General features: G+C 74.2%; 29 protein-coding genes and 1 riboswitch. Of the genes, 24 read left to right on the plus strand and 5 right to left on the minus strand.

The features are described from left to right. Positions 1–2: 2 nt before the first annotated feature. The 4 genes from selB to RMN56_RS26575 all read left to right on the plus strand — a co-directional run bounded on the left by selB (position 3) and on the right by RMN56_RS26575 (position 3,540). Positions 3–1,766, plus strand: coding sequence for a selenocysteine-specific translation elongation factor (gene selB, locus RMN56_RS26560; RefSeq protein WP_313720351.1), 1,764 nt, complete (start codon positions 3–5; stop codon positions 1,764–1,766). A 45-nt stretch (positions 1,767–1,811) separates the two neighbouring features. Then, the gene (locus RMN56_RS26565) at positions 1,812–2,009 is read left to right on the plus strand and encodes a hypothetical protein (protein ID WP_091258094.1); all 198 of its coding nucleotides are present in this window, start codon (positions 1,812–1,814) and stop codon (positions 2,007–2,009) included. Next, complete coding sequence (locus tag RMN56_RS26570; RefSeq protein WP_313720352.1) at positions 2,009–3,286, plus strand: hemolysin family protein; 1,278 nt, start codon at positions 2,009–2,011, stop codon at positions 3,284–3,286. The genes RMN56_RS26565 and RMN56_RS26570 overlap by 1 nt, the downstream gene beginning before the upstream one ends. Before the next feature lie 68 nt (positions 3,287–3,354). Then, a complete protein-coding gene (locus tag RMN56_RS26575; protein ID WP_151461500.1) occupies positions 3,355–3,540 on the plus strand; it encodes a hypothetical protein in 186 nt (61 codons plus the stop codon). 12 nt (positions 3,541–3,552) lie between these two features. Here RMN56_RS26575 and RMN56_RS26580 read toward each other — a convergent pair whose 3' ends face one another. Further along, complete coding sequence (locus tag RMN56_RS26580) at positions 3,553–4,206, minus strand: HhH-GDP family DNA glycosylase (protein ID WP_313720353.1); 654 nt, start codon at positions 4,204–4,206, stop codon at positions 3,553–3,555. Positions 4,207–4,332: 126 nt separating this feature from the next. Here RMN56_RS26580 and RMN56_RS26585 point away from each other — a divergent pair, with 126 nt between their 5' ends. Beyond that, positions 4,333–4,551 (plus strand): hypothetical protein, encoded by a 219-nt coding sequence (locus RMN56_RS26585; protein ID WP_313720354.1) that lies wholly within the window; start codon positions 4,333–4,335, stop codon positions 4,549–4,551. A 1-nt stretch (position 4,552) separates the two neighbouring features. Here RMN56_RS26585 and RMN56_RS26590 read toward each other — a convergent pair whose 3' ends face one another. The 3 genes from RMN56_RS26590 to RMN56_RS26600 form a co-directional block, all read right to left on the minus strand. Continuing rightward, positions 4,553–5,026, minus strand: a complete 474-nt coding sequence (locus RMN56_RS26590; protein WP_313720355.1) for a hypothetical protein — start codon at positions 5,024–5,026, stop codon at positions 4,553–4,555. Next, positions 5,023–5,232, minus strand: a complete 210-nt coding sequence (locus RMN56_RS26595) for a phosphatidylethanolamine-binding protein (RefSeq protein ID WP_091258078.1) — start codon at positions 5,230–5,232, stop codon at positions 5,023–5,025. The genes RMN56_RS26590 and RMN56_RS26595 overlap by 4 nt, the downstream gene beginning before the upstream one ends. A 64-nt stretch (positions 5,233–5,296) precedes the next feature. Further along, on the minus strand, positions 5,297–6,178 hold the full coding sequence (locus RMN56_RS26600; protein ID WP_313720356.1) for a universal stress protein: 882 nt from the start codon (positions 6,176–6,178) through the stop codon (positions 5,297–5,299). Positions 6,179–6,304: 126 nt separating this feature from the next. Here RMN56_RS26600 and RMN56_RS26605 point away from each other — a divergent pair, with 126 nt between their 5' ends. The 17 genes from RMN56_RS26605 to RMN56_RS26685 all read left to right on the plus strand — a co-directional run bounded on the left by RMN56_RS26605 (position 6,305) and on the right by RMN56_RS26685 (position 19,943). Beyond that, positions 6,305–7,051 (plus strand): SAM-dependent methyltransferase, encoded by a 747-nt coding sequence (locus tag RMN56_RS26605; protein ID WP_313720357.1) that lies wholly within the window; start codon positions 6,305–6,307, stop codon positions 7,049–7,051. 112 nt (positions 7,052–7,163) lie between these two features. Continuing rightward, positions 7,164–8,354 carry a PP2C family protein-serine/threonine phosphatase gene (locus RMN56_RS26610; RefSeq protein ID WP_313720358.1) on the plus strand — a complete coding sequence of 397 codons (1,191 nt, stop codon included), beginning with the start codon at positions 7,164–7,166 and terminating at the stop codon, positions 8,352–8,354. Between the two features lie 47 nt (positions 8,355–8,401). Beyond that, positions 8,402–8,875 (plus strand): MarR family transcriptional regulator, encoded by a 474-nt coding sequence (locus tag RMN56_RS26615; RefSeq protein WP_313720360.1) that lies wholly within the window; start codon positions 8,402–8,404, stop codon positions 8,873–8,875. Positions 8,876–9,191: 316 nt separating this feature from the next. Further along, the gene (gene clsA, locus RMN56_RS26620) at positions 9,192–9,833 is read left to right on the plus strand and encodes a cardiolipin synthase ClsA (RefSeq protein ID WP_376787233.1); all 642 of its coding nucleotides are present in this window, start codon (positions 9,192–9,194) and stop codon (positions 9,831–9,833) included. After that, entirely contained in the window at positions 9,830–10,774 is a 945-nt protein-coding gene (locus tag RMN56_RS26625; protein ID WP_313720362.1) for a DUF881 domain-containing protein, read from the plus strand. Before clsA ends, RMN56_RS26625 begins: the two co-directional genes overlap by 4 nt. Then, positions 10,771–11,103, plus strand: coding sequence for a small basic family protein (locus tag RMN56_RS26630; protein ID WP_007071104.1), 333 nt, complete (start codon positions 10,771–10,773; stop codon positions 11,101–11,103). Before RMN56_RS26625 ends, RMN56_RS26630 begins: the two co-directional genes overlap by 4 nt. A gap of 10 nt (positions 11,104–11,113) precedes the next feature. After that, a complete protein-coding gene (locus RMN56_RS26635) occupies positions 11,114–12,067 on the plus strand; it encodes a DUF881 domain-containing protein (RefSeq protein WP_313720363.1) in 954 nt (317 codons plus the stop codon). 55 nt (positions 12,068–12,122) lie between these two features. Then, positions 12,123–12,503 carry a glycine cleavage system protein GcvH gene (gcvH, locus tag RMN56_RS26640; RefSeq protein ID WP_151461489.1) on the plus strand — a complete coding sequence of 127 codons (381 nt, stop codon included), beginning with the start codon at positions 12,123–12,125 and terminating at the stop codon, positions 12,501–12,503. Positions 12,504–12,720: 217 nt separating this feature from the next. After that, on the plus strand, positions 12,721–13,173 hold the full coding sequence (odhI, locus tag RMN56_RS26645; RefSeq protein ID WP_007071101.1) for an oxoglutarate dehydrogenase inhibitor Odhl: 453 nt from the start codon (positions 12,721–12,723) through the stop codon (positions 13,171–13,173). Beyond that, positions 13,170–13,943, plus strand: coding sequence for a transcriptional regulator FtsR (ftsR, locus tag RMN56_RS26650; RefSeq protein WP_376787234.1), 774 nt, complete (start codon positions 13,170–13,172; stop codon positions 13,941–13,943). The genes odhI and ftsR overlap by 4 nt, the downstream gene beginning before the upstream one ends. Before the next feature lie 248 nt (positions 13,944–14,191). Next, positions 14,192–14,656, plus strand: coding sequence for a bifunctional nuclease family protein (locus RMN56_RS26655; RefSeq protein ID WP_091258060.1), 465 nt, complete (start codon positions 14,192–14,194; stop codon positions 14,654–14,656). 209 nt (positions 14,657–14,865) lie between these two features. Further along, entirely contained in the window at positions 14,866–15,444 is a 579-nt protein-coding gene (locus RMN56_RS26660; RefSeq protein ID WP_313720365.1) for a MerR family transcriptional regulator, read from the plus strand. A 467-nt stretch (positions 15,445–15,911) separates the two neighbouring features. Further along, complete coding sequence (locus RMN56_RS26665) at positions 15,912–16,301, plus strand: group I truncated hemoglobin (RefSeq protein WP_313720366.1); 390 nt, start codon at positions 15,912–15,914, stop codon at positions 16,299–16,301. A 2-nt stretch (positions 16,302–16,303) separates the two neighbouring features. Beyond that, positions 16,304–17,470, plus strand: coding sequence for a globin domain-containing protein (locus RMN56_RS26670; protein WP_313720367.1), 1,167 nt, complete (start codon positions 16,304–16,306; stop codon positions 17,468–17,470). A gap of 55 nt (positions 17,471–17,525) precedes the next feature. Then, entirely contained in the window at positions 17,526–18,209 is a 684-nt protein-coding gene (locus RMN56_RS26675) for a DivIVA domain-containing protein (protein WP_313720368.1), read from the plus strand. Between the two features lie 174 nt (positions 18,210–18,383). Continuing rightward, positions 18,384–18,791, plus strand: coding sequence for a YciI family protein (locus RMN56_RS26680; RefSeq protein WP_313720369.1), 408 nt, complete (start codon positions 18,384–18,386; stop codon positions 18,789–18,791). A 6-nt stretch (positions 18,792–18,797) separates the two neighbouring features. Continuing rightward, complete coding sequence (locus RMN56_RS26685) at positions 18,798–19,943, plus strand: RNA polymerase sigma factor (protein ID WP_313720371.1); 1,146 nt, start codon at positions 18,798–18,800, stop codon at positions 19,941–19,943. A gap of 54 nt (positions 19,944–19,997) precedes the next feature. On the opposite strand, the gene RMN56_RS26690 is transcribed toward RMN56_RS26685, so the two are convergent. Then, entirely contained in the window at positions 19,998–20,651 is a 654-nt protein-coding gene (locus RMN56_RS26690; RefSeq protein WP_313720372.1) for an NAD(P)H-binding protein, read from the minus strand. A gap of 82 nt (positions 20,652–20,733) precedes the next feature. On the opposite strand from RMN56_RS26690, the gene RMN56_RS26695 reads away from it, so the two are divergent. Together RMN56_RS26695 and gcvP are read left to right on the plus strand one after the other, a co-directional pair. Next, positions 20,734–21,591 (plus strand): NAD-dependent protein deacetylase, encoded by an 858-nt coding sequence (locus RMN56_RS26695; protein ID WP_313720373.1) that lies wholly within the window; start codon positions 20,734–20,736, stop codon positions 21,589–21,591. A gap of 67 nt (positions 21,592–21,658) precedes the next feature. Next, positions 21,659–21,757, plus strand: a riboswitch (glycine riboswitch). A 73-nt stretch (positions 21,758–21,830) separates the two neighbouring features. After that, positions 21,831–24,653 carry an aminomethyl-transferring glycine dehydrogenase gene (gene gcvP, locus RMN56_RS26700; RefSeq protein WP_313720374.1) on the plus strand — a complete coding sequence of 941 codons (2,823 nt, stop codon included), beginning with the start codon at positions 21,831–21,833 and terminating at the stop codon, positions 24,651–24,653. The last annotated feature ends 17 nt before the right edge of the window (positions 24,654–24,670 follow it).

The following is a 24,670-nucleotide window of genomic DNA, read 5'->3' on the forward strand; positions in this document are numbered from 1 at the left end:
CCGTGTGGGTGGTGGCCACCGCCGGGCACGTCGACCACGGCAAGTCCACGCTGGTCCGGGCGCTGACCGGGATGGAACCCGACCGGTGGGCGGAGGAACGCCGCCGGGGCATGACCATCGACCTCGGCTTCGCCTGGACCACCCTGCCCTCCGGCGGCACCGTGGCGTTCGTCGACGTGCCCGGGCACGAGCGGTTCGTGCCGAACATGCTGGCCGGCGTCGGGCCGGTCCCGGCCGCGCTGGTCGTGGTGGGCGCCGACGAGGGCTGGATGCCGCAGTCCGCCGAGCACCTGGCCGCGCTGGACGCGCTCGGGGTGTCGTACGGGCTGCTGGCGGTGACCCGCGCCGACCTGGCCGACCCCGGCCCGGCGCTGGCCCGCGCCCGCGCCGAGATCGCCGCGACCTCGCTCGGCGAGGTGGAGGCCGTGCCGGTCAGCGGGGTCACCGGGGCCGGCCTGCCCGAGTTGCGGGCCGCGCTGGACCGGCTGGCCGCCCGGCTGCCCGACCCGGCCCGCGACGCCTCGGTCCGGCTGTGGGTGGACCGCTCGTTCACCGTCCGCGGCAGCGGCACGGTGGTCACCGGCACCCTCGGCGGCGGCCGGCTGCGCGTCGGCGACACGCTCGAACTCGCCGCCACCGGGGAACCGGTCCGGGTCCGCGGCCTGCACGCGCTGAACACCGCCCACGCCCAGGTCGACGCGGTGGCCCGGGTGGCCGTGAACCTGCGCGGGCTGTCCCGCGACCGGGTGGCCCGCGGCGACGCCCTGCTCAGTCCCGGCCGGTTCCGGGCCACCGACCTGCTCGACGTGCGGCTCGCCGGCGATCCGGCGGCCGACCTGCCGCCCACCCTCACCCTGCACGTGGGCTCGGCCGCCGTGCCGGCCCGGGTCCGCCCGCTCGGCCCGGACACGGTCCGGCTCCGGTTGGACCGCCCGTTGCCGCTGCTGATCGGCGACCGGGCGCTGCTGCGCGACCCGGGCCGGCACCACGTGAGCGGCGGGGTGACCGTGCTGGACGTGGACCCGCCGCCGCTGCGCCGCCGGGGCGCCGCCGCCGCCCGGGCCACCGTGCTGGCCGGGTTGGACGGCCGGCCCGACCTGGCCGGCGAGCTGCGGCGGCGACGCCTGGTCCGCGCCGGTGACCTGACCCGGATGGGCGTGCCCGCCGACGCCGCCCCGGTCGCCGGGGACTGGCTGGCCGACCTGGACCACTGGCGGGACCTGGGCCGCCGGCTGGCCGAGGAGGTCGCCCGGTACGCCCGCGAGCAGCCCCTGGCGGCCGGCGTGCCGGTCGACGTGCTCCGGCACCGGCTGGACCTGCCGGACCGGGCGCTCGTGGAGGCGCTGCTGCGCCCGCCGCTGCGGCTGCGGGGCGGCCGGGTCACCGCCACCTCCGGCGACGCGCTGCCGGAACCGGTGGCCCGGGCGGTGGCCCGGGTCCGCGCCGAGTACGGCGACCGCCCGTTCCAGGCGCCCGAGGCGCACCGCCTGGCCGATCTCGGCCTCGGCCCCCGCGAGATCGGGGCGGCGGTGCGTGCGGGCGCCCTGCTCCGGCTCGCCGACAACGTGGTGCTGCTGCCCGGCGCCCTGGACGACGCGGTGCGGGTGCTCGCCGGGCTGCCGCAGCCGTTCACGCTCAGCGCCGCCCGGCAGGCGCTGGACACCACCCGCCGCGTGGCGGTGCCGCTGCTGGAACTGCTCGACCGGCGGGGCGCCACGCGGCGGCTGCCCGACGACGCCCGCGAGGTGGTCCACCCGGGCGGGTGAGCCAAGCGGCACCGGCGGCCCCACCCGGTCACCTACCGTGACGCCATGGACCCCTCCGCGGTCTGGCGGGACAGGAACCACCGGTGGCGCATCGAGGCGTACCGGGCACCGGACCTACGGTTCGCCATCTTCGCCACGAACGGCACCACCGAGTCGGCGCCGCTGTGGCTGTTCGGGATGGGCGCGCTGGCCCGGTGGCTCATGACCCACGCGATCTCCCTGGACGACCTGGAGACCGACTGATGGCCGGCCAGCTTGTCCTGGTGCTGGTCCTGGTGCTGGTCAACGCGGCGCTGTCCGGCAGCGAGATGGCCATCGTGACGCTGCGCGAGGCGCAGCTGCGACGGCTGGGCCGGACCGGGCGCAGCGGGGCGCGGCTGACCCGGCTGGCCCGGGAGCCGAACCGCTACCTGGCCACCATCCAGCTGGGCATCACCCTGGCCGGGTTCCTCGCCTCGGCGGCCGCCGCGGTGTCCCTGGCGGAGCCGCTGGTCGGCCCGCTGGGCTTTCTGGGCCGGGCCGCCAGCCCGGTGGCCGTGGTGCTGGTGACGGTGGCGCTGACCTTCGTGACGCTGGTCGTCGGCGAGCTGGCCCCGAAGCGGCTGGCCATGCAGTCGGCGGAACGCTGGGCGCTGCTCAGCGCCGCGCCGCTGGACCTGCTCGCCCGGCTGTCCCGCCCGGCGGTGTGGCTGCTCAGCCGGGCCACCGACCTGCTGGTCCGGCTGGCCGGCGGCGATCCCCGGGCGAACCGGCAGGAGGTGACCGAGGAGGAGCTGCGGGAGATGCTGGTCAGCCAGCGCGGGCTCTCCGCGCAGCAGCGGGAGATCCTGTCCGGGGCGTTCGACATCGCCGGCCGTACCCTGCGGGAGATCCTGGTGCCGCGCCGGGAGGTCACCATGCTGCCGGTGGATCTGTCGGCCGCCGAGGCCATGCGCCGGCTGGCCGCCACCGGCCGGTCCCGCGCGCCGGTGACCGGTCCCGGCGGGCTGGACGACGTGCGCGGGGTGGTGCACATCCGTGACCTGGTCGACGCCGACGGGGCGGGGGTCGGGCAGCGCGCCCGGCCGCCGGTGCTGCTGCCCGGCACGCTGCCGGTCGCCGACGCCATGCGGCAGCTGCGCCAGCGCCGCGAGCAGCTCGCCCTGGTCATCGACGAGTTCGGCGGGGTCGACGGCCTGGTCACGATGGAGGACCTGCTCGAGGAGGTGGTCGGCGAGCTGTACGACGAGACCGACCGGGACGTGCACCAGGCGGTCCGGGAGCCCGACGGCGCGCTGCTGCTTCCCGGCGACTTCCCGCTGCACGACCTGCCCGACGCCGGCGTGCAGGTGACCTTTCCGCTGACGCGGGAGTACACCACCGTCGCCGGGCTGGTCCTGGCCGGGCTGGGCCACCTGCCCACCGGGCCGGGGGAGCGGATCCGGCTGCCGGGCCTCACCGTCGAGGTGGTCGAGGTGTCCGACCGGACGATCCGCCGGGTGCGCCTGCGCGGCCCGGCCGCCGGCTGCCGGGCCGAATGACCCCCGACCGGGGGACAGGCACGCCAAACCGGTCTTCCGTGGCGCCGGAGCGCCGTACCGTCCGGAACGTGAAGGACCGAGGACTGCGGACGTTCATCACCGTGCTGGCCGGACTGGCCGTGATCTACTTCGGCGCCACCGGGCACCGCAGCAGCGGTGAGGAGGGCGGGGGCATCTCCGGCGGCGTGGTGCTGCTGGCCCTGCTCGCCTCGGCGCTCGCGTGGAACCTGACCAAACCGGGCCCGGCCAAGTGACGCGCGGCCGGCTCAGCGGGCCGCCGCGGTCCGGCTGATCTCGCCGGCCGACTCCTCGCCGAGCGCCACCCGCACCAGCGCCGACGCCAGTCGCCCGAAGTCGGCCTCGCCGACCAGCCCGGCCAGGCCGCCGGGGTTCGCCGGCAGGCCCAGCCGGCGGGCGCCGGCCAGGGTCCGCCGGTCGGCGTACGGGCGCACGTCCGGCCACACCGCCTGTGCCTCGCGGAGGAAGATGTCCGCCCCGGTCGGGCCGATGCCGGGGAACTCGGTGAGCAGCCGGCGCAGCGCGGTCCGGTCGCCGTCGGCCTCCTTGTGCATCCGGCGCAGGTCCCCGTGCCACCGGTCCAGGCAGAGGCGGGCCCCGGTGCCGAGCATGGTGGCGGTCCGCTCGTCGTAACGCCGGTAGTGGCCCCGGCCGAGCGCGTCGACGCGGTCCTGCCAGCTCGCCGCCTCCATGGCCTGAGGGGTGCGGCAGCCGGCGGCGAAGAGTTCCCGCGCCGCGGCGATCGCCACGCACGCCCGGATCCGGGTGCTCAGCAGCGTGGTGAGCACCAGCAGCTGGTAGAGCGGGCCGGGCCGGTCGGCGAGCGCGATCCCGGCCTCCTCCGCGTAGGTCCGGGACTGCCGGTCCAGCAGCGCCCGCGCCACGTTCCGATCGTCTGGCATCCCTCGGTGATACCCGCCCGGCGGCGGACCAGACGCCCGCGGCCCGGCCCGAATGCGCCTCCCGGCGGCGGGTACCCAGCTCAGGTGCGCGGCCCAACCGTGCGCCGTCAGCGGAGGGAGAGACCTGTGGTCAAGCCGCAGCAGGAGGAACTGCGCCGGAGCGACAAGGGCGCGACCAGCCAGGACAGCCGGGAACTGATTCCCCAGAGCGGCAGCAAGGGGCCGCACGGCAAGGGTGGGAGCTCCAACGCGGACGTGGGGCGGCCGGTCCCGAAGGGACAGGTGTCGCCGTACGGCCCGGCGGGCCAGCCGGTGGCCGAGGACGAGAGCGACCGGCGGGGCTGAGTCAGCCCCGCCGTGACGGCGGCCGCAGCCTCCGCCAGGTGGCTGCGGCCGCCGCTCCGTACGCCAGGTGCGGCACCAGGTCGGACAGCCAGTCGGCCCGGCCCCAGGTCCGCGGGTCGCTGATGCGGAGCGCCGCGATGGAGCCGTCGGAGGTGGCCATGACGCCGCCGCCGAGCAGCCCCACGGCCACCGGCAGCGGAATCCGGCGGCGAGCGGCCAGGAGACCGAACAGCGCGCCGGCCGCGATGCCGGTGCCGTACCCGATGACCGGGCCGAGGCCGGAACGGCGGTTCGCCGCCTTCGCCTCGGGCCCCAGGTCCACGTGCGCCGCGTCGGCCAGCTTGCCGGCGGTCTGCTCCGGTGTGCTGCTCGCGGGCCGCCCCCGCACCGCCATGTCCAGGTAGCTCACCACGTTCAACGCGGCGCTGCCGACGGCGCCCGCGATGGCGCCGTCGACAACGGGAGCGGCCCTCACTTCGGGTCGCCCGGTTCGCGTTCGCCCTTGGGCCCGAACGTCCGTTCGCCCCGCACCACGCCCCGCTGGCCGCGGTCGTCCTGGAGGATCCGGTTCGCGACCTGGTTCGCCTCCTGGTCGGCGGCGCGCCCGGACTGCTCGATCACATCGCGCAGCCGCGCCCGTTCCTTGTCGTACGCGTTGCTGCCCGGCCGTGGTCCTGGCATCGCTGCCTCCTCCGGTCGCTGTGGCTGACCGTACGGTCTACCCGCCGTGGCCGGGGCCAACCGTTCAGCCGGGTGCGCGGACCACGGCCACCGGGCAGTCGGCGCGGTGCAGCACCCCCTGGCTCACCGAGCCGAGCAGCAGCCCGGTCAGCTCGCCCCGGCCGCGCCGGCCCACCACCAGGAGCTGGGCCTCCCGGGACGCCTCGACGAGCGCGGCGACCGGCCGGGCGTGCACCACGGCCCGGGTGACCGGCACCTCCGGCCGGCGCTCGGTGAGCCCGCCGAGCGACTCGGCCAGCACCCGGTCCTCCTCGTCGCGCAGGTCGCTCTCCTCGTACACCAGGGGTTGCATGTCGCCGGGGCCAGCGGACGCCGGGTGGGTGTAGGCGTGCACGGTGTGCAGCCGGGTGCCACGGATCACGGCCTCCTCGGCGGCGAAGTCCACGGCCGCGCGGGACAGGGTGGAGCCGTCGACCCCGACCACCACCGGACCGGCCGGGCGGGCCGTGCCGCGGGCGACCAGCACCGGGCAGTCGGCGTACGAGGCGACCTGGATCGCGACCGAGCCGAGGACCAGGGCGGCGAATCCGCCGAGACCGCGGTCGCCCAGCACGATCATCGCGGCGGTCGGGGACTCGCCGAGCAGCACGGCGGCGGCCTCCCCGTCGATGATCTCGCCGGAGACCCGCAGCCCGGGCGCGGCCGACTCGGCCTCGGCGACCGCCTCGGCGACCAGCTCCTCGGCCTGGTGCCGCAGGCCGCCGCCGGGTGGTCCCTCGGCCGGCGCCGACACGGGTACGCGCAGCAGCGGCCAGATGAATCCGTGCACCACCCGCAGCGGGCGCTGCCGCCGGGCCGCCTCCTGGGCCGCCAGGCGCACGGCGGTGCGCGCCGGCTCCGAGCCGTCGACCCCGACCACCACCGCCGCGCCGTTCGCCGAGTTCACGCGTACCTCCTCGCCGTGGTCGCCCGCGGCCAGTATCGCGGCCCCCGGGCCGTCGCCGAGGCGATACCGCGCGAGCCGACCCGTGGGTACGCTGGCGACCGTCGCCGGAGAGAGGGAGCGTTGTCGATGGCCGAGCCCGACCAGCCGAGCACCGCCCGCATGATCGACTACTGGCTCGGCGGCGAGCACCACTACCCGGTCGACGTGGCCGCGGCGGGCGCCTTCGAGAGCGCGTACGGGCCGTGCGCGGAGATCTTCCGTTCGCTGCGCGCCTTCCTCGGCCGGGCGGTCCGGTCGATCGCCGACGCCGGGGTGGACAGCTTCCTGGTCTTCGGGGCGGGCGTGCCCACTCGGGGCAACGTGCACGAGGTGGCCCCGGACGCCACCGTGCTCTACACCGACGTCGACCCGGTGACGATCCGGCTGGGCCAGCGCCTGCTGGCCGACAGCGACCGGGCCGGCTACGGCTACGGCGACGCCACCGACATCGGCACGGTCGACCCGGCCCAGCTGCACCGGTTCGTGCCAGGGTGGGGGAGGCAACCGGTCGGGGTGGTCTTCCTCGGGCTGGCCGCGTTCCTCGACGACGACACCCTCGCCCGCACCCTCGACGAGCTGTACGAGGCGGTCGCGCCGGGCAGCTTCCTCGCGATCGACTTCGACAGCGAGGAACTCGCCGCGTACCCGGAGGCGCTGGCCATGATGGGTCCGGCGTTCCGGATGCGGGCGCCCGCGCGGTTCGCGCCGCTGCTCGGCCGCTGGCAGCCGACGGCGGACGGCATCGTGCCGGTGGCGCGGTGGCGGCCGGCCGGCGCCCCGGAGCCGGTGCCGGACGCCTTCCACGGCGCGCTGGCCACCAGGCCGGCCGGCTGACGCGGGACCGTCCACCTCGAACGGCGCGGGTCGGAGCCGGGTCGTGCCGGTGTCGGCGGGCCTCCGTATGATGCTTGCTCTACAGCAATAATCGCCATCGGAGGATGTCAGCATGCCGGACGCGTCCGGAGCGGTGTCGCGCGCACTGCGCGCCGCGCCCCCCGACCAGTTGGCAGAGGCCGCGGACGCGGCGCTCCGCCGGGTGTTCGGCGCGTCGCGGACCGAGGTGTTCGTGGCCGACTACCGGTTCACCGGGCTCTGGCCGGTGCTGGACCCGGAGCTGCCCGAGGGCGGCTTCCTCGCCTGCCAGGGCGTCGCACAGCGCTGCTTCAGCAGCCAGGAACCGGTGCTGGACACCGGCGAGGACGGCCGGTGCCGGGCCTACCTGCCGCTGTCGGCGTGGGGGGAGCGGCTCGGTGTGCTGATGGTCGAGCTGCCGGCCGCACCGGACGCCGCGACGGTGGCGGCGGTCCGGGACGCCGCGGGCGAGCTGGCGGTGGCGCTGCGGGCGGCCGACCGGGAGACCGACCGCTACCGCCGCGCGCGCCGCCGGGAACGGCTCACCATGGCCGCCGAGATGCAGTGGGACCTGCTTCCCGGGCGCAGCGTCACGCACGGCGACTTCGTGCTGGCCGGGCAGCTCGAACCGGCGTACACGGTGGGCGGTGACCACTTCGACTGGTCGGTCGACGGCGACCGGCTCACCGTCACGGTGCTCAACGGCGCCGGCAGCGGGCTGGCCGCCTCGCTGCTCACCGCGGTGACGGTCAACGCGATGCGCAACGCGCGACGCTCCGGCGGCAGCCTGGTGGAGCAGGCCGAGCTGGCCTCGGACACCATTTTCCACCAGCACCGGGGGAGCCGGCACGTGGCTACGCTGCTGCTGGAGCTGGACAACCGGCGGGGCGTGGTGCGGGCCGTGGACGCGGGCTCGCCGCAGGTGCTGCGGCTGCGCGGCGGCACGGTCACGCCGATCACGCTGGATCAGCAACTGCCGCTGGGCATGTTCGCCGAGACCCGCTACGACGTGCAGGAGTTCACCGTGGAGCCGGGGGACCGGCTCTTCGTGGTCAGTGACGGGGTGTACGCGGCCGAGCCGGCCGGCCGGGAGCCGTACGGGGACCGGGCCATGGCCCGCGCGATGCGGTCCACTCGGTTGCAGCCGGCGACCGAGGCAGTTGGTACGGTGATGCGCGAACTGCACGCGTACCACGTCGAGGCGGATCTTCGCGACGACGCGGTCGTCGTCTGCCTGGACTGGCGCGGTTCCCGCCCGCCGGACGGCGACGTCGGCGGGCGGTGACGGACCGGCGGAGCGAACACGAGCGGGACGATCGCAGGGGACACCGGGTGGAGCGACCTCCGAATCTTGCCGCGGCCATCGATGCGGCGGCCGAGGCGCTCATCGGTGTGCTCGACTCCGCCACCTCGCGGCACACCGTCAGCGTCTCGCCGACCCAGCTGCGGGTGCTGTCGCTGATCATGGCGCACCCGCGCACCAACGTGAACCGGCTGGCCGAGCTGCTCGACGTGGTGCCCTCGTCGGCGAGCCGGCTGTGCGACCGGCTGGAGGCCGTCGGCCTGCTGCGCCGGGTGGCCGACCCGCGCGACCGGCGTGAGGTGCGGCTGATCCCGACGCCCGCGGCGGAGACCCTGCTCCGCGAGCTCGCGGAGCGGCGGCACCAGGCCGTCCAGGCGGTGCTGGACCGGATGCCCCACCGGGTGCAGCACGAGCTGCTGCTGGCGCTTGTCGCGTTCGGCCAGGCGGCGTCGATGAACGCTCCCCAGGCTGCCGCCGCCGACTCCACCGCCCGCACGGCCTGACCGTCGACCGCGTCGAGCGAACCTCGGCGTGGTCACGGCATTCAACTAGTGTCCTAGGATGCCTTAGCGGTGGTGTGGCGCCGCACACACGCCGAACCTGAGCACCGGCACAGCGCGGGGCCCGGGGCGGGCCGGGGGAGCCCGATATAGTGGCAGCGCAACTGGCCGGCCCATGATCGACGCGATCCTGGGCCGCGAGGGGAGGTCCCAGCCCGGGATCGCAGAGAGGGCGCCGGCGTCTGACCGGCCGGCAACGCGCACGTTCCCGCGGCGGCCGTTCACTCGGCCGCCGGACCGTGCTGCGAAGGGAGGTTCGGTGTCGCGTCGGCCGGCTCCATCGGAGCACCCGGCTACCGGCGGTGCGGCGGAGGTCGTGGGCGACCGTGTCCTCACCGTGCCGAACCTGATCAGCTTCGTCCGGCTCGTCGGTGTGCCGCTCTTCCTCTACCTGTTCCTGGTGGTCAGGGCCGACGTGGCCGCCATCGTGGTGCTGGCCATCGGCGGCACCAGCGACTGGGTGGACGGCTGGATCGCCCGCCGCCTCCAGCAGGTCAGCCGGTTGGGCGAGCTGCTCGACCCGCTCGCCGACCGCCTCTACATCCTGGCCACGCTGCTGGCGTTCACCGCCCGCGAGGTGGTGCCGTGGCAGTTCACCGGGGTGCTGCTGGCCCGCGAGCTGCTGCTGCTCGGCTCACTGGCGGTGCTGCGCCGCTACGGCTACGGCCCGCCGCCGGTGCACTACGTCGGCAAGACGGCCACGTTCCTGCTGCTGGCCGCGTTCCCGATCCTGCTGCTGGCGTCCGCCGCCGACAGCGTCGCCGCCGCGGCGGGGGCGATCGGCTGGGGGCTGGCCTGGTGGGGCCTGGTGCTCTACTGGGTGGCCGGCGCGATGTACGTGGTGCAGGCCAACCGCCTAGTCCGGGCGATGCGCGCGCGGCGCGCGGGAGCGTCGGCGTGACCGCGGTGCCGCCCCAGGACAAGGGCCGCGACCCGTCGGCGCGGGTGTACGCCCCGGACTTCCTTACCGACCTGTTCCGCAACCCGCTCGATCCGGGTTACGCCGACGCGGCGGCCCGGCGGGCGGTGGCGCCGCCGTCGCGGCTGCGGCGGGTGCTCGCCCGGCCGGTGACCGTGGTGGTGCTGCTGGTGATCGGGTTGCTGTTCGCGGTGGCCTACCGGGAGACGATGGCCGAGGAGCCGGGTCGGGCGAAGGCGCGGGCCGGGTTGATCGCCGAGATCAAGCAGCGTGAGGCGGAGACGGACCGGTTGACCGCGCGGGCGGACCAGCTGCGCGAGGAGGTGAGCCGGCAGCGGGACGCGGCGTTGAGTGGTTCGCAGGCGTCGCGGCTGCGCACCCTGGAGGCGGGCACCGGTCTGGGTCGGGTCCGCGGTGACGGTGTGGTGGTGCGCCTGGCGGACGCGCCGAGGGACAAGGACGCGGTGACCGGGGCGGAGGCGGGGCCGTCGCAGGTGCTCTACTCCGACCTGCAGAAGGTGGCGAACGCGCTGTGGGCGGCGGGCGCGGAGGCGGTGGCGGTGAACGGCCAGCGGTTGACGGCCACGTCGACGATCCGTCAGGCGGGTGAGGCGATCCTGGTGGACTACCGGCCGGTGACGAGCCCGTACGAGGTGACGGCGATCGGGCCGGGGTCGATGCGGGAGCGGTTCGAGGACAGCCGGGCGGCGGACCTGATGCGTGACGTGGAGCGGACGACGGGCCTGTCGTTCCGGGTCAGGGACGCGGACGACCTCACCCTGCCGGCCGCTCCGCAGCCGCGGCTACGCTACGCCGAGCCTTCGGTGAGTCCGAGCCCGTCGGGTTCGGGTGTCGCCGGTTCGACCAGTCCCGGGCCGTCCGGCTCGGGTTCCTCTCCTCGCCCCTCCGGAGGTGGCCGATGATCGCGGTGCTGGCGTTGCTCGCCGGTGTGGTGCTCGGGGTGTATCTCGATCCCACGGTGCCCGCGGCGTTGCAGCCGTACCTGCCGATCGCCGTGGTGGCGGCGCTCGACGCGGTGTTCGGTGGGGTGCGGGCGAAGCTGGACCGGATCTTCGACGACAAGCAGTTCGTGGTGTCGTTCATCTCGAACGTGCTGGTGGCGGGCCTGATCGTCTACCTGGGTGACCAGTTGGGGGTGGGCGGTCAGTTGTCCACGGGTGTGGTGGTCGTGCTCGGGGTGCGCATCTTCGGAAACGTGGCGGCGATCCGCCGGCACCTGTTCCGGGCGTAGGTTTGTGGCGATGAGCGAGGAACACAGGGAGACGGGCACGGGTTGGCCGGAGCCGGCGGAGCCGGAGCGGCCGGCGGGTCCGGCCAGTGAGCCGGATCCGCGTCCGGACGCGCCCGATCCGGACGAGTTGAGCCCGTTGGCGCCGGCCGGGCCGGTCGAGCAGGAGGACGTGCCGCCGCCGGCCGAGGAGCCGGGGGCGGTAGCGGAGGAGCCGGGGGCGGCGGAGGAGCCGTCGCCGGCCGAGGCGAAGCCGGTGTCGCGGCGGTTGACGTCGGCGGGCGCGATGATCGCGGTGTTGCTGGCGTTGCTGGGGTTCACCCTGGTGGTGCAGTTGAAGACGACGTCGACGGATCCGACTCTCGCGGCGACGCGGGAGGAGGACCTGGTCCGGATCTCGTCGGACCTGGATTCGCGGGAGCGGCGGCTTCGGCAGGACATCGAGGCGCTGGAGGACAGCCAGCGGCAGTTGCGTTCGGGTGAGCAGGGTCGGCAGGCGGCGCTGGAGGAGGCGACGCGGCGGGCGGACGAGCTGGGCATCCTGGCGGGCACGCTGCCGGCGGTGGGGCCGGGCCTGTCGGTGCGGTTCGACGGTCCGGACGGGCCGGACGGGGCGATCTCGGCGGCGCGGATCCTGGACGCGGTGCAGGAGTTGCGGGGCGCGGGCGCGGAGGCGATGCAGATCGCGGGCTCGGACGGGACGGCGGTGCGGGTGATCGCGTCGACGTATTTCGTGGACGGGCCCACCGGTGGCCTGGTGGTGGACGGGCGGCGGTTGAACGGCCCGTACACGATCTTGGTGATCGGTGATCCGGCGACGCTGCGTACGGCGTTGAACATTCCCGGCGGGGTGGTCGCATCGGTGGAGGAGGCCGGCGGTAACGTGACGCCGGAGGACAGTGAGGCTGTGGAGGTTTCGCAGCTGCACGCGCCGATCAAGCTGGAACACGCCCGGCCGGTTTCCTGACCGGTCGCGGCCGCGCCGGTTTTCCCCGGTGCACCGATGACGAAGGACGCAGCTGGTGATTCCTGAGGATCTGCGGTACACCGCCGAGCACGAGTGGGTGGCCGGTGGGGGCGGCGGTGCCGTCCGGATCGGTATCACGCACTTCGCGCAGGACGCCCTGGGTGACATCGTGTTCGTCCAGTTGCCGGACGAGGGCGCGGTGGTGGCGGCGGGTGAGTCGCTGGGCGAGATCGAGTCGACGAAGAGCGTGTCGGAGATCTACGCGCCGTTGAGCGGCACGGTGGCGGCGCGCAACGAGGCGTTGGCCGACACCCCTGAGGTGATCAACACGGATCCGTACGGTGCGGGGTGGTTGGTGGAGATCACCCCGGATGATCCGGCGGCGGTTGAGGGTTTGTTGACCGCTGGTGCGTACCGCGAGCTCACCGAGAGCTGAGTTCGTGCGTTCCGGGCGGCGGGCTCCTGTCCGCGCGTCCGGTTGCCCTGTTTTTCGGCGCTGGCTAGGCTCGCCCAGTTGACCGAGAACCAATAGTTTGAGCGTTGCGGAATGCGCCTTCCCGGCACGGGGAGCCAGCCGCCGGGTGTGTTTCTGCCCGGCGGCCAGACCCGCCATTGCCCGACGCCGACCGAAACAGATCCGTGAGGTGGTCCCCATGACGCGCCCAGACGACGAGTTCCCCCCGCTCGACGTCACTTCGACGCTCAATCTCGGTTCGCTCGACGAAGTGCTGGAGGGCCCGGACACCGATGTGGTGCCGAGCCGCATGTCCGGTTCGTTGCCGCCCGGGATGGCGTTGCTGGTGGTTCGCCGGGGCCCGAACGCGGGCGCCCGGTTCCTGTTGGACCACGATGTGACGACGAGTGGCCGGCACCCGGACAGTGACATCTTCCTCGACGACGTGACGGTGTCGCGGCGGCACGCGGAGTTCCACCGGGACGGTGGCACGTTCACCGTGCGGGACGTGGGCAGCCTGAACGGCACGTACGTGAACCGGGAGCGGGTCGAGGCGGCGACGCTGAGCAACGGCGACGAGGTGCAGATCGGCAAGTTCCGGGTGGTGTTCATCGCCGGTCCGCGTCCGGAGGAGGAGGCCGGCCGGGGGTGAGCGGGCCTGCGGCTTCGACGTCGCCCGGGGCGGCGAACGATCCGCCGCGCTCGTCCGCGACGCCGCTGATGAGCATCGGCGAGGTGTTGGCGCAGTTGCGGGTGGAGTTTCCGGACGTCACGATCTCGAAGTTGCGGTTCCTGGAGGCCGAGGGCCTGGTGGAGCCGCAGCGGACGCCGGCGGGGTACCGGAAGTTCAGCTGGGACGATGTGGCGCGGTTGCGGTTCGTGCTGACCGCGCAGCGGGATCAGTACCTGCCGTTGCGGGTGATCCGGGACCAGTTGGCGGAGTGGGACTCGTCGGGTGCGGGGCCGGGGCGGCAGCGGCCGAATCTGGTGGCGGTGGGTCCCGGTGGTGAGGTGCCGGGCCGGGAGGTGGCGGAGTCCGCCGAGTCGTCGGAGGTGCGGCTGGGTCGGGCGGAGCTGATTTCCCGCAGCGGCGTCGACGAGTCGACGTTGGCCGAGTTGGAGCGGCTCGGTGTGCTGGTGTCGGATCCGCCGGGCTGGTACGACGCGGACGCGTTGATCATCGCGCGGGCGGTGGCGGGTCTGGCGGCGTACGGGTTGGAGCCGCGGCACCTGCGGGCGTACCGGACGGCGGCGGATCGGGAGGTCGGCCTGTTCGCGCAGTTGGTGGCGCCGTTGGCGCGGCAGTCGGATCCGGCGGCACGGGCGCGGGCGGCGGAGACGGCGCGGGAGTTGGTGGCGTTGTCGCAGCAGCTGCACGCGGCGTTGGTGCGGGTGGGGCTGCGGTCGACGTTGGGTCGGTGAGATGGGTGGGGCCGGGTGCTGTGGGGGCGCCCGGCCTTCGCCGTGGGCGCCGGCGACCGCGCGGGCGGTGTGCCGTCCGCGTGGGGCGCGGAAAGATTTGGGTCGGGAAGCGTGTCGTAGGCTTGCCGGGGTAACCCGTTGCGGCGAGGCGTGGTGCACGTAGCGGATGGGACTCCCGTGTCGCGGTCCGTGTACCGTGCAGGGAAGGGCGCGGTGCGGGCGTAGGTGACAACGACACGGAGGCGGCGGTGCGCGAGCTGAGCGTGGTCGGAGTTCGGGTGGAGCTGCCCAGCAACCAGCCGATCGTCCTGCTGCGGGAGGTCGAGGGGGACCGCTATCTGCCGATCTGGATCGGCGCGGTCGAGGCGACGGCGATCGCCTACGAGCAGCAGGGTGTCAAGCCGGCGCGGCCGTTGACGCATGATCTGCTGCGGGACGTGCTGGCGGCGTTGAAGGCGCCGTTGCACGCGGTGGAGATCACCGAGTTGAAGGAGAACGTCTTCTACGCCGATCTGTTGATCGGTGACGGCGTTCGGGTGTCGGCGCGGCCGAGCGATTCCATCGCGTTGGCGTTGCGGGTCGGTGCGCCGATTCGTTGTGCCGAGCAGGTCCTCTCCGAGGCGGGGATCGTGATCCCGGACGAGCAGGAGGACGAGGTGGAGAAGTTCCGCGAGTTCCTGGAGCAGGTGCGTCCGGAGGATTTCGCGGGCTGAGTGGCCCGGCCGGTGGGCCGGTGTCGGTGCGGCGGCGGTGGTCACGGTGCGTGACGGCTTGCCGCCGTCGGTGATCTTCCGGGTGGCGGCGCGGCGTGTCGCGGTGTCTCCTGCGGCGTAACTCCCGGTGTCGGGGCTAGGGTTGCGGTATCCAGGGGTGCGCGCACGGGGAAACGGCGTGACACCGCACGGGCGGGGAGGTTGTCCGGATGCACGAGCCGCGAGATCCTGGTCCGACGACGGAGCAGCAGCCCGACCCGGTCGTTGACGGTGACGTGGGCTACCGGGGTGTGACCGCGTGTCACGCGGTGGGCATCAGTTACCGGCAGTTGGACTACTGGGCCCGGACGGGTCTGGTGGTGCCGAGCGTGCGGGACGCGTCGGGTTCGGGAACGTCCCGGTTGTACTCCTTCCGCGACCTGGTGGTGTTGAAGGTCGTGAAGCGGTTGTTGGACGCCGGGGTGTCGTTGCAGAACATCCGGAAGGCCATCGACGCGTTGCGGTCGCGTGGCGTGGAGGACCTGGCGGGCATCACGTTGATCTCGGACGGGACGACGGTGTACGAGTGCCGGTCGCCCGAGGAGGTCGTGGACCTGTTGCAGGGCGGCCAGGGTGTGTTCGGCATCGCGATCGGTGGCGCGTTCAAGGAGATCCAGGGTTCGTTGTCGCATCTGCCGGCGGAGCCGGTGGGTGGGCAGCCGGAGCCGGCCGCGCCGCCGGTGGAGGCGGAGTCGGAGTCGGTGGGTGACGAGTTGGCGGCGCGGCGTGCGCGTCGTCGGGCGGGCTGAGCCGCCGGTCAGGGTCTGCGGGGCCACGCCACGCCCAGAACGGGCACGGCGTGGTCCTCTTTTTTGATCACCCTGCGTGTCGTGCGGCCGGCCGGGCGCCGGGGGCCCGTCGTGGGCGGCGGCCGTCGCGAGGCGGGGCGGTGGTGACGTGCGGAAACGCCGGTCGGGTGGATCGTCGGCGGGCACTGTCCGAAACGGACCGTGGAGGGTGCCGGGTGCCGAGAGCATCCACCCAGCGTGTCGATGTGCTCGCGTCGCGCGAACGAACCGCCGGGGTTGCTGACTGTCCGTGATCGACGGATGTCGGGAATCGGATAGGGCAGGGCTGAACCGTTTCGGCGGGCACGCTATGGTCCGACACGGTCGCTTGCGCGTGACCGTTCGGTGGAGCCGGCGCGACGCGCGTGAGCTGCCGGTTGCCCCCTCCGCGGCGCTGGTCGCGTTGCCCCCTCCCGGAAGGATCCGCCATGACGGTGACCGAAGAGACCACCCCGATCTCCCACTACGAGCGCATCGGCGGCGCGGCCGCGGTGAAGGCCGCGGTGGAGCTGTTCTACGACAAGGTGCTGGCCGACCCGGACCTGGCCGGCTACTTCACCGACGTGAACATGCCCGAGCAGCGGCGGCACCTGGCGTTGATGCTCGCCGTGGTGCTCGGCGGCCCGAACGAGTACGCGGGTCGGGGCCTGGCCGAGGCGCACCAGCCGCTGAACATCCCGGTGGCGCACTACGTGAAGGTCGGCGAGCACCTGATCGCGACGCTGGTCGAGCTGGGGGTGCCGGCCGACGTGATCGCCGACGTGCACGTCGTGCTCGGTCAGGTCCAGGGCCAGGTCGTGTCGTCGGGGAACGCCTGAGCGTGGACGCAGGGCGGCTCAAGCAGAGTTGGTCCCTGGTCGCCGCGCACGGCGACCAGGTGCCGCTCTACTTCTATTCGACGCTGTTCCTGGCGCACCCGGAGACCCGGCAGATGTTCCCCACGAACATGGCCGGGCAGCGGGACCGCCTGGTGAACGCGCTGGGGCACATCGTGTCCCACGTGGACCAGGTGGACCGGCTCGTCGGGTTCCTCCAGGACCTCGGCGCGGACCACCGGAAGTTCGCGGTGCGCGCCGAGCACTACCCGGCGGTCGGTGAGGCGCTGCTGGCGACGCTGCGGCACTTCTCCGGCGAGGCGTGGACCGACGAGCTGGCCGCCGACTGGGCGGCCGCGTACGGGTTGGTCGCGCAGGTGATGATGGACGCCGCGCAGGCCGCGGAGGCGAAGTCCCCGCCGTGGTGGGTGGCGGAGATCCTCGGGCACGAGCGGCGCACGTTCGACGTGGCGGTGCTGACGCTGCGGCCGCAGTACCTGCTGCAGTTCACGCCGGGCCAGTCGATCGGGGTGTCCCACCCCGCGGTGCGGTCGTGGCGGTACTACTCGCCGGCGAACGCGCCCCGCCCCGACGGGACGCTGGAGCTGCACGTGCGGGCCGCGCCGGGTGGCGCGGTGTCGTCGCGGCTGGTGTACGGCTGCGCGGTGGGCGACCAGGTGCACCTGGCCGCGCCGGTGGGTGACCGGTTGACGTTGTGGCAGGCCGGGTCGTCGGATCTGCTGCTGCTGACCGGTGGCACCGGCTGGGCGCCGGTGAAGTCCCTGCTGGAGCAGGTCGCCGCGGAGGGCGTGGGCCGCCGGGTCGACCTGTACGTGGGGGCCCGGTCCCGGCTGGAGTTCTACGACAGCGAGGCGATCGACAAGTTCGCCGCGTCGTACCCGTGGCTGCGGGTCACGTACGTGGCGGGCTCGGACCCGCGGCGGCCGGGCGAGTTCGTGCAGGTGGCGGACCAGGCCCTGGCCGACGGGGACTGGCGGTCCCGGCACGTGTACGTGTGCGGCTCCGACGAGATGGTGAGCCATTCGGTGTCGGCGCTGACCGCCGCCGGCTACCAGCCGGGCCAGCTGCACCACGAGGGTTTCGGCAAGCACTGGTACGGGCCGGCCTTCCGGACCACGACGGCCCCTGACGATTCCGGAGGTGCCCGGTGAGCGCGAGGAGTGAGCCGGTGTTGCGAGCCCCGCAGTCGCGAACGGAGGTGGCCCGGTGAGCGCGAGCCCGATCAGTAGGTACGAGGGTCAGGTGACCGGCGGCGCGGTGCAGGTGCGTCTCAGCGCCGACCGGGTGCGCCGGTGGGAGTTCGGGTCGGCGTCGTTCACCCGCCGCGGCTACGACCACGCCGACGTGGACCGGTTCCGGATGCAGGTGGCCGACGAGCTGGACCAGCTCGCCACGCAGCTGGCGAATCTGCGGGCGGAGAACGAGCGGCTCAACGACCACCTGGAGCTGCACCGGCACGGGGTGATCCCGAGCGCCGACAACGCGGCGGCGGTGCCGGCCGCGAAGGAGGTGAACCTGCTGTCGGCGGCCCAGCGGGAGGCCGAGCAGATCATCGCGCAGGCCCACGACTACGCCCGGCGGGTCGCCGAGTACGCCCGGATGCAGTACGAGAGCTACATGCAGGCCGCGGCGGAGGAGGCGAAGCAGGAGGCCGAGCGGGCGGTGACGGAGTACCGCAGCACCGCCGGGGTGAACTTCGACGACTCGGTGGCCACCCGGGAGGCCCTGCGGATCTTCGGCGAGATGATGATCTCGCACATGCAGGCGGCGGCCCGGCACCTCGACGACGGCAGCGAGCAGCTGTCGCGGACGATGGAGCGGATCGCCCGGGAGGTGCCCGGGGTGGCCGGTGGGCAGCCGCAGGTGGCGCTGCCCCGCCACCAGCGCTGAGCGGCGGCCCGGCCCACCGGGGTCACCCCGGTGGGCCGGGCGCCGACGGCCACCACGCGCCGCGCGAAAAAGTCCGGCCGGAAAAAGTCGCGGTGGGATGTCGAGAACCGGGGTGCGGCTCCGTCCCCGGAGCGAACACGGCAACAATGGCCGTACCGCACCGAGGAGAACATGATGGCCAAGTACCTGCTGCTCAAGCACTACCGGGGCGCGCCCGCGGCGGTCAACGACGTGCCGATGGACCAGTGGACGCCGGAGGAGGTCTCGGCCCACATGCGGTACATGCAGGACTTCGCCGCCCGGCTGGAGGGCACCGGCGAGTTCGTCGACGGTCAGGCGCTGTCCCCGGAGGGCACGTTCGTCCGCTACGACGGCGAGGGGCGGCCGCCGGTCACCGACGGCCCGTTCGCGGAGACCAAGGACCTCATCGCCGGCTGGATGGTGATCGACGTCGACACCTACGAGCGGGCGGTCGAGCTGGCCGGGGAGCTGTCCGCGGCCCCGGGTGCGGGTGGGAAGCCGATCCACGAGTGGCTCGAGGTGCGCCCGTTCCTGGGCGACGCCCCGACGATCACGGAGTGACGCACGGTGGATGAGGCTCTGCTGCGGGCTCTCACCCCCACCGTGATCGGGATCCTCGTCCGCCGCGGAGCCGACTTCGCGGCGGCCGAGGATGCCGTCCAGGACGCCCTGGTCGAGGCCGTGCGGGTGTGGCCGGAGGACCCGCCGCGCGACCCCCAGGGCTGGCTGGTCACGGCGGCCTGGCGGAAGTTCCTCGACGCGGTCCGCGCCGATGCGTCCCGGCGGCACCGGGAGGCCCGCGTCGAGGGTGAGCCCGCGCCCGGGCCGGGGGAGGCGACCGACGACACGCTGCAGCTGTACTTCCTGTGCGCGCACCCGTCGCTCACGCCGGCGTCGGCCGTCGCGCTCACGCTGCGCGCGGTCGGCGGCCTGACCACGCGCCAGATCGCGCGGGCCTACCTGGTGCCGGAGGCGACCATGGCCCAGCGGATCAGCCGGGCCAAGCGGACCGTTTCGGGTGTCCGGTTCGACCAGCCCGGTGACGTGGCCACCGTGCTGCGCGTGCTGTACCTGGTGTTCAACGAGGGCTACTCCGGTGACGTCGACCTCGCCGGGGAGGCGATCCGGCTCACCCGCGAGCTGGCCGCGCGGATCGACCACGAGGAGGTCGCGGGCCTGCTGGCGCTCATGCTGCTGCACCACGCGCGGCGGGCGGCGCGTACCGGCCCGGACGGGCGGCTCGTGCCGCTGGCCGAGCAGGACCGCGGCCGGTGGGACACCCGGCTGATCGCCGAGGGCGTCGACGTGCTCCAGGCGGCGCTGGCCCGCGACCGGCTGGGGGAGTTCCAGGCCCAGGCGGCCATCGCCGCGCTCCACGCCGACGCGCGGACGGTCGAGGAGACCGACTGGGTGCAGATCGTCGAGTGGTACGACGAGCTGGTGCGCCTCACCGACAGCCCGGTGGCCCGCCTGAACCGGGCCGTGGCGGTCGGGGAGGCCGACGGCCCGCGCGCCGGCCTTGCCGCCCTCGCGGGGCTCGACCCGGACCTGCCGCGTCACACCGCCGTCGCGGCGTACCTGCACGAGCGTGACGGTGACCCGGTCACGGCGGCGCGGCTCTACGCGGAGGCGGCCCGGTCGGCGCCCAGCCTCCCCGAGCGCGACCATCTCACCCGCCAGGCGGCGCGGCTCAACGCGCGGCTGCGCCGCTGAACGCGACCGGCCGGCAGCGCAACCAGGGGACCCGACGAGCGGGGCGGGACGCGCTCAGCCGGCGGCGCGGACCGCCTCGGCGATCGGGGTCTCCCCGCCGACCAGTTCCAGGGTGAGCCCGGTGGTGTGCGGGGCGGTCAGCAGGGCGAGCAGGACCCGGGCCACGTCGGCGCGGGTGACCGGCCCGGGGTCGACGTGCCGGGCCAGGGTGATCCGGCCGACCGGCGCGTCGTCGGTGAGCCGGCCGGGGCGCAGCACGGTCACGTCGAGGTCCCGGCCGGTGACGTCGTCCTCGGCGGCTTTCTTCGCCCGCAGGTACGCCGCCCACACCTCGTCGGTGCCGGCCCTCGGGGGCCGGTCCACGCCCATCGAGGAGACCAGCAGGTAGCGGCGGACCCCGGCGCGTTGCGCGGCGTCGGCGAGCAGCACCGCGGCGGCCCGGTCGACGGTGTCCTTGCGGGCGGCGCCGCTGCCCGGGCCCGCGCCGGCGGCGAAGACCACCGCGTCGGCGCCGGCCAGGTGCCCGGCGAGGGTGTCGACGTCGGTGTGTTCCAGGTCGCAGACCACCGGTTCGGCGCCGGCGGCGCGCAGCGCGGCCTCGTGCCCGGGGTTGCGGATCAACCCGACGGCGCTGTCGCCGCGTCCGGCGAGTTCCCGCTCCAGCAGCTTGGCGATCTTCCCGTGGCCTCCGGCGATGACGACGCGCATGCCCTCAACCTAGCCCCGCGACCGCACCCGCACCGGTGAGCGGGCGGCCCGCGTTCGCCGGAGGCGGGTCGGGCGAGGCAGCATGGACGCCGTGACCGAGACGTTCGACGCGTTGACCCGGTTGGTGGGCGCCGGGGACGTGGTGGTGCTCAGCGGCGCCGGCCTGTCCACCGAGTCCGGCATCCCGGACTACCGGGGGCCCTCCGGCGCGGCCCGCCGGCACACCCCGATGACCTACCAGGCGTTCACCCGCGACCCGGACGCGCGGCGGCGCTACTGGGCGCGCAGCCACCTGGGCTGGCGGCTGATCGCCCGGGCCGCCCCCAACGACGGGCACCGGGCGGTCGCCCGCCTGCAACGCGCCGGCCTGCTCGGCGGGATCATCACCCAGAACGTCGACGGTCTGCACACCGCCGCCGGCGCCACCGGGGTGATCGAGCTGCACGGCCGGCTCGACGAGGTGACCTGCCTGGACTGCGGCAACCTGACCTCCCGCGACGAGCTGGACCGGCGGCTGGTCGAGGCGAACCCGGGTTTCGACGCGCACGTCGCGCACGTCAACCCCGACGGCGACGTGGACCTGCCCGACGAGGCGGTGGCCCGGTTCCGCACCGTCGACTGCGGCATCTGCGGCGCCGGGATGCTCAAACCCGACGTGGTGTTCTTCGGGGAGACCGTGCCGGCGCGGCGGGTCGCCGACTGTTTCGCCCTGGTCGAGCGGGCCCGGGCGCTGCTGGTGCTCGGCTCCTCCCTGACCGTCATGTCGGGGCGCCGGTTCGTGCTGCGCGCCGCGAAGCTCGGCATCCCGGTGGCCATCGTCAACCAGGGCCCCACCCGCGGCGACGGGCACGCCACCCTCACACTCGACGCGCCGCTGGGCGCGACGCTGACCGCCCTGGCCGACCGGGTCGCCGCCGGGCCGGTCCCCGCCGCCGTGTGACCGACCTCCCGGCCGGGGTACGACATGAGCCGGCAACATGGTCGCTGGTAGCGTTGACCATGCCGGTACCACCCACGTGGGAGAGACCGCCCGGGAACCACCCGGACGGCGCCGAAGGGGCAGATTCTCCCCGGAACCTCTCAGGCAAAAGGACCACGTGGGCAGGCGCTGTGGAGCGCGTCAGCGCGACTCAGGGGGAGGCCGACCCGTCGACCTCGCCCCCACAAGGAGCGCAGCGCATGACCGCAGAGCAGTTCGCCGACCGGCACATCGGCCCCGGCCCGGACGACGAGCGCCGGATGCTGGAGACCGTCGGGCACAGCTCCATCGACGAGCTGATGGACGCCGCGATCCCCGAGGTGATCCGCTGGCACGGCACCCTGGACCTGCCCGCCCCGGCCAGCGAGCGGGAGGCCATCGCCGAGCTGCGCGCCCTGGCCGCCCGCAACACCGTCGCCGTGTCGATGATCGGGCTGGGCTACCACGGCACGCACACCCCGGCGGTGATCCGCCGCAACGTGCTGGAGAACCCGGCCTGGTACACCGCGTACACGCCGTACCAGCCGGAGATCAGCCAGGGCCGCCTCGAGGCGCTGCTGAACTTCCAGACCATGGTGACCGACCTGACCGGGCTGGCCACCGCGAACGCCTCCATGCTCGACGAGGGCACCGCCGCGGCCGAGGCCATGACCCTCGCGCGCCGCGCGTCGAAGACCAAGAGCCCGGTGTACGTGGTCGACGCCGACGCCCTGCCGCAGACCATCGCGGTGATCACCAGCCGCGCGGAGCCGCTCGGCATCGACGTGCGGGTGCTCGACGTGGAACGCGACGAGCTGCCGGGCGAGTTCTTCGGCCTGCACCTGCAGTACCCGGGCGCGTCCGGCGCGGTCCGTGACCACACGCCGCTGGTGGAGGCCGCGCACGCCGCCGGCGCGCTGGTCACCGTCGCCGCGGACCTGCTGGCGCTGACCCTGCTGCGCCCGCCGGGCGAGATCGGCGCGGACATCGCCGCCGGCACCACCCAGCGCTTCGGTGTGCCGATGGGCTTCGGCGGGCCGCACGCCGGCTACCTGGCCGTCCGGTCCGGGCTGGAGCGGATGCTGCCCGGCCGCCTCGTCGGGGTGTCCAGGGACGCCGACGGCAACCCGGCGTACCGGCTGGCGTTGCAGACCCGCGAGCAGCACATCCGCCGGGAGAAGGCGACCAGCAACATCTGCACCGCCCAGGTGCTGCTGGCGGTGATGGCCGGCATGTACGCCGTCTACCACGGCCCGGACGGGCTGCGGGCCATCGCCCGGCGTACCCATGAGGCGGCGGCGCGGCTCGCGGCCGGGCTGCGCGCCGGCGGCGTGCAGGTCGCGGACGTCGCGTTCTTCGACACCGTCACCGCGACCGTGCCCGGGCGGGCCGCCGAGGTGGTGGCCGCCGCCGCGGCGCGCAACGTGAACCTGCGGCTGGTCGACGCCGACCGGGTCGGGATCTCCTGCGACGAGACGACCACCGCCGCGCACCTGGCGGCCGTGTGGGCGGCGTTCGGTGTGGCCGGGGTCGACGGCGAGGTGGACGCGGCGCTGCCGGACGACCTGTCCCGCGGCAGCGACTTCCTCACCCACCCGGTGTTCCGCACCCACCACTCGGAGACGGCGATGCTGCGCTACCTGCGCCGGCTGTCGGACTTCGACTACGCCCTCGATCGGGGCATGATCCCGCTCGGATCGTGCACCATGAAGCTGAACGCCACCACCGAGATGGAGCCGGTCACCTGGCCGGAGTTCGCGCACCTGCACCCGTTCGCCCCGGCGGAGCAGACCGCCGGCTACCGGGAGTTGATCGCCCAGCTGGAGGGCTGGCTGGCCGAGGTGACCGGCTACGACGCGGTCAGCGTGCAGCCCAACGCCGGGTCGCAGGGGGAGCTGGCCGGGCTGCTGGCCATCCGGGCCTACCACCGCGAGCGCGGCGAGGCGCACCGCGACGTGTGCCTCATCCCGTCGTCGGCGCACGGCACCAATGCCGCGTCGGCGGTGATGGCGGGCATGCGTGTGGTGGTGGTCGGCTGCGACGACGACGGCAACGTCGACCTGGTCGACCTCGACGCGAAGATCGACAAGCACCGGGACGCGCTCGCCGCGATCATGGTGACCTACCCGTCCACCCACGGGGTGTACGAGACGGGCATCGCGCAGCTGTGCGCGAAGGTGCACGACGCCGGCGGCCAGGTGTACGTCGACGGGGCGAACCTCAACGCGCTGGTCGGGTTCGCCAAGCCGGGCCGGTTCGGGGCGGACGTGTCGCACCTGAACCTGCACAAGACGTTCTGCATCCCGCACGGCGGCGGCGGCCCCGGCGTGGGTCCGGTGGCGGTGCGGGCGCACCTGGCGCCGTTCCTGCCCGGCGACCCGCTGGCCGCGCACGTCGACGGGCGCCCGGCGATCTCCGCGGCGAACCACGGCTCGGCGGGGATCCTGCCGATCCCGTGGGCGTACCTGCGGATGATGGGCGCCGAGGGGCTGGCCCGGGCCACCGGCGTGGCGGTCCTCGCCGCGAACTACGTGGCCGCGCGGCTGCGGCAGCACTACCCGGTGCTGTACGCCGGCAACAAGGGCCTCGTGGCGCACGAGTGCATCCTGGACCTGCGGCCGCTGACGAAGGCGACCGGGGTGAGCGTCGACGACGTGGCGAAGCGGCTGATCGACTACGGCTTCCACGCGCCGACGATGTCGTTCCCGGTGGCCGGGACGCTGATGGTGGAGCCGACCGAGAGCGAGGACCTGGCCGAGCTGGACCGGTTCTGCGACGCGATGATCGCCATCCGCGCGGAGATCGACAAGGTCGGCTCGGGGGAGTGGCCGGCGGGGGACAACCCGCTGTCCAACGCGCCGCACACCGCGGCGATGGTGTCCGGTGACGAGTGGCCGCACCCGTACCCGCGGTCGGTGGGCGCGTACCCGGCCGGGGTGGACCGGGCGGGGAAGTACTGGCCGCCGGTGCGGCGGATCGACGGCGCGTACGGCGACCGGAATCTGGTCTGCTCGTGTCCGGCGCCGGAGGCGTTCGAGAGCTGAGGCGCAGCTCGCCGGGG

The sequence above is a fragment of the Micromonospora halotolerans genome, from assembly GCF_032108445.1.
Lineage (GTDB): Bacteria > Actinomycetota > Actinomycetes > Mycobacteriales > Micromonosporaceae > Micromonospora > Micromonospora halotolerans.

Bases quoted from the DNA above. Each gene is read 5' to 3' on its own strand.
- RMN56_RS26565 (WP_091258094.1), top strand. From the start codon at position 1,812: ATGGACCCCTCCGCGGTCTGGCGGGACAGGAACCACCGGTGGCGCATC.
- RMN56_RS26570 (WP_313720352.1), top strand. From the start codon at position 2,009: ATGGCCGGCCAGCTTGTCCTGGTGCTGGTCCTGGTGCTGGTCAACGCG.
- RMN56_RS26580 (WP_313720353.1), bottom strand. From the start codon at position 4,206: ATGCCAGACGATCGGAACGTGGCGCGGGCGCTGCTGGACCGGCAGTCC.
- RMN56_RS26595 (WP_091258078.1), bottom strand. From the start codon at position 5,232: ATGCCAGGACCACGGCCGGGCAGCAACGCGTACGACAAGGAACGGGCG.
- RMN56_RS26605 (WP_313720357.1), top strand. From the start codon at position 6,305: ATGGCCGAGCCCGACCAGCCGAGCACCGCCCGCATGATCGACTACTGG.
- RMN56_RS26610 (WP_313720358.1), top strand. From the start codon at position 7,164: ATGCCGGACGCGTCCGGAGCGGTGTCGCGCGCACTGCGCGCCGCGCCC.
- RMN56_RS26630 (WP_007071104.1), top strand. From the start codon at position 10,771: ATGATCGCGGTGCTGGCGTTGCTCGCCGGTGTGGTGCTCGGGGTGTAT.
- RMN56_RS26635 (WP_313720363.1), top strand. From the start codon at position 11,114: ATGAGCGAGGAACACAGGGAGACGGGCACGGGTTGGCCGGAGCCGGCG.
- odhI (WP_007071101.1), top strand. From the start codon at position 12,721: ATGACGCGCCCAGACGACGAGTTCCCCCCGCTCGACGTCACTTCGACG.
- RMN56_RS26660 (WP_313720365.1), top strand. From the start codon at position 14,866: ATGCACGAGCCGCGAGATCCTGGTCCGACGACGGAGCAGCAGCCCGAC.
- RMN56_RS26665 (WP_313720366.1), top strand. From the start codon at position 15,912: ATGACGGTGACCGAAGAGACCACCCCGATCTCCCACTACGAGCGCATC.
- RMN56_RS26680 (WP_313720369.1), top strand. From the start codon at position 18,384: ATGGCCAAGTACCTGCTGCTCAAGCACTACCGGGGCGCGCCCGCGGCG.
- RMN56_RS26690 (WP_313720372.1), bottom strand. From the start codon at position 20,651: ATGCGCGTCGTCATCGCCGGAGGCCACGGGAAGATCGCCAAGCTGCTG.
- RMN56_RS26695 (WP_313720373.1), top strand. From the start codon at position 20,734: ATGGACGCCGTGACCGAGACGTTCGACGCGTTGACCCGGTTGGTGGGC.
- gcvP (WP_313720374.1), top strand. From the start codon at position 21,831: ATGACCGCAGAGCAGTTCGCCGACCGGCACATCGGCCCCGGCCCGGAC.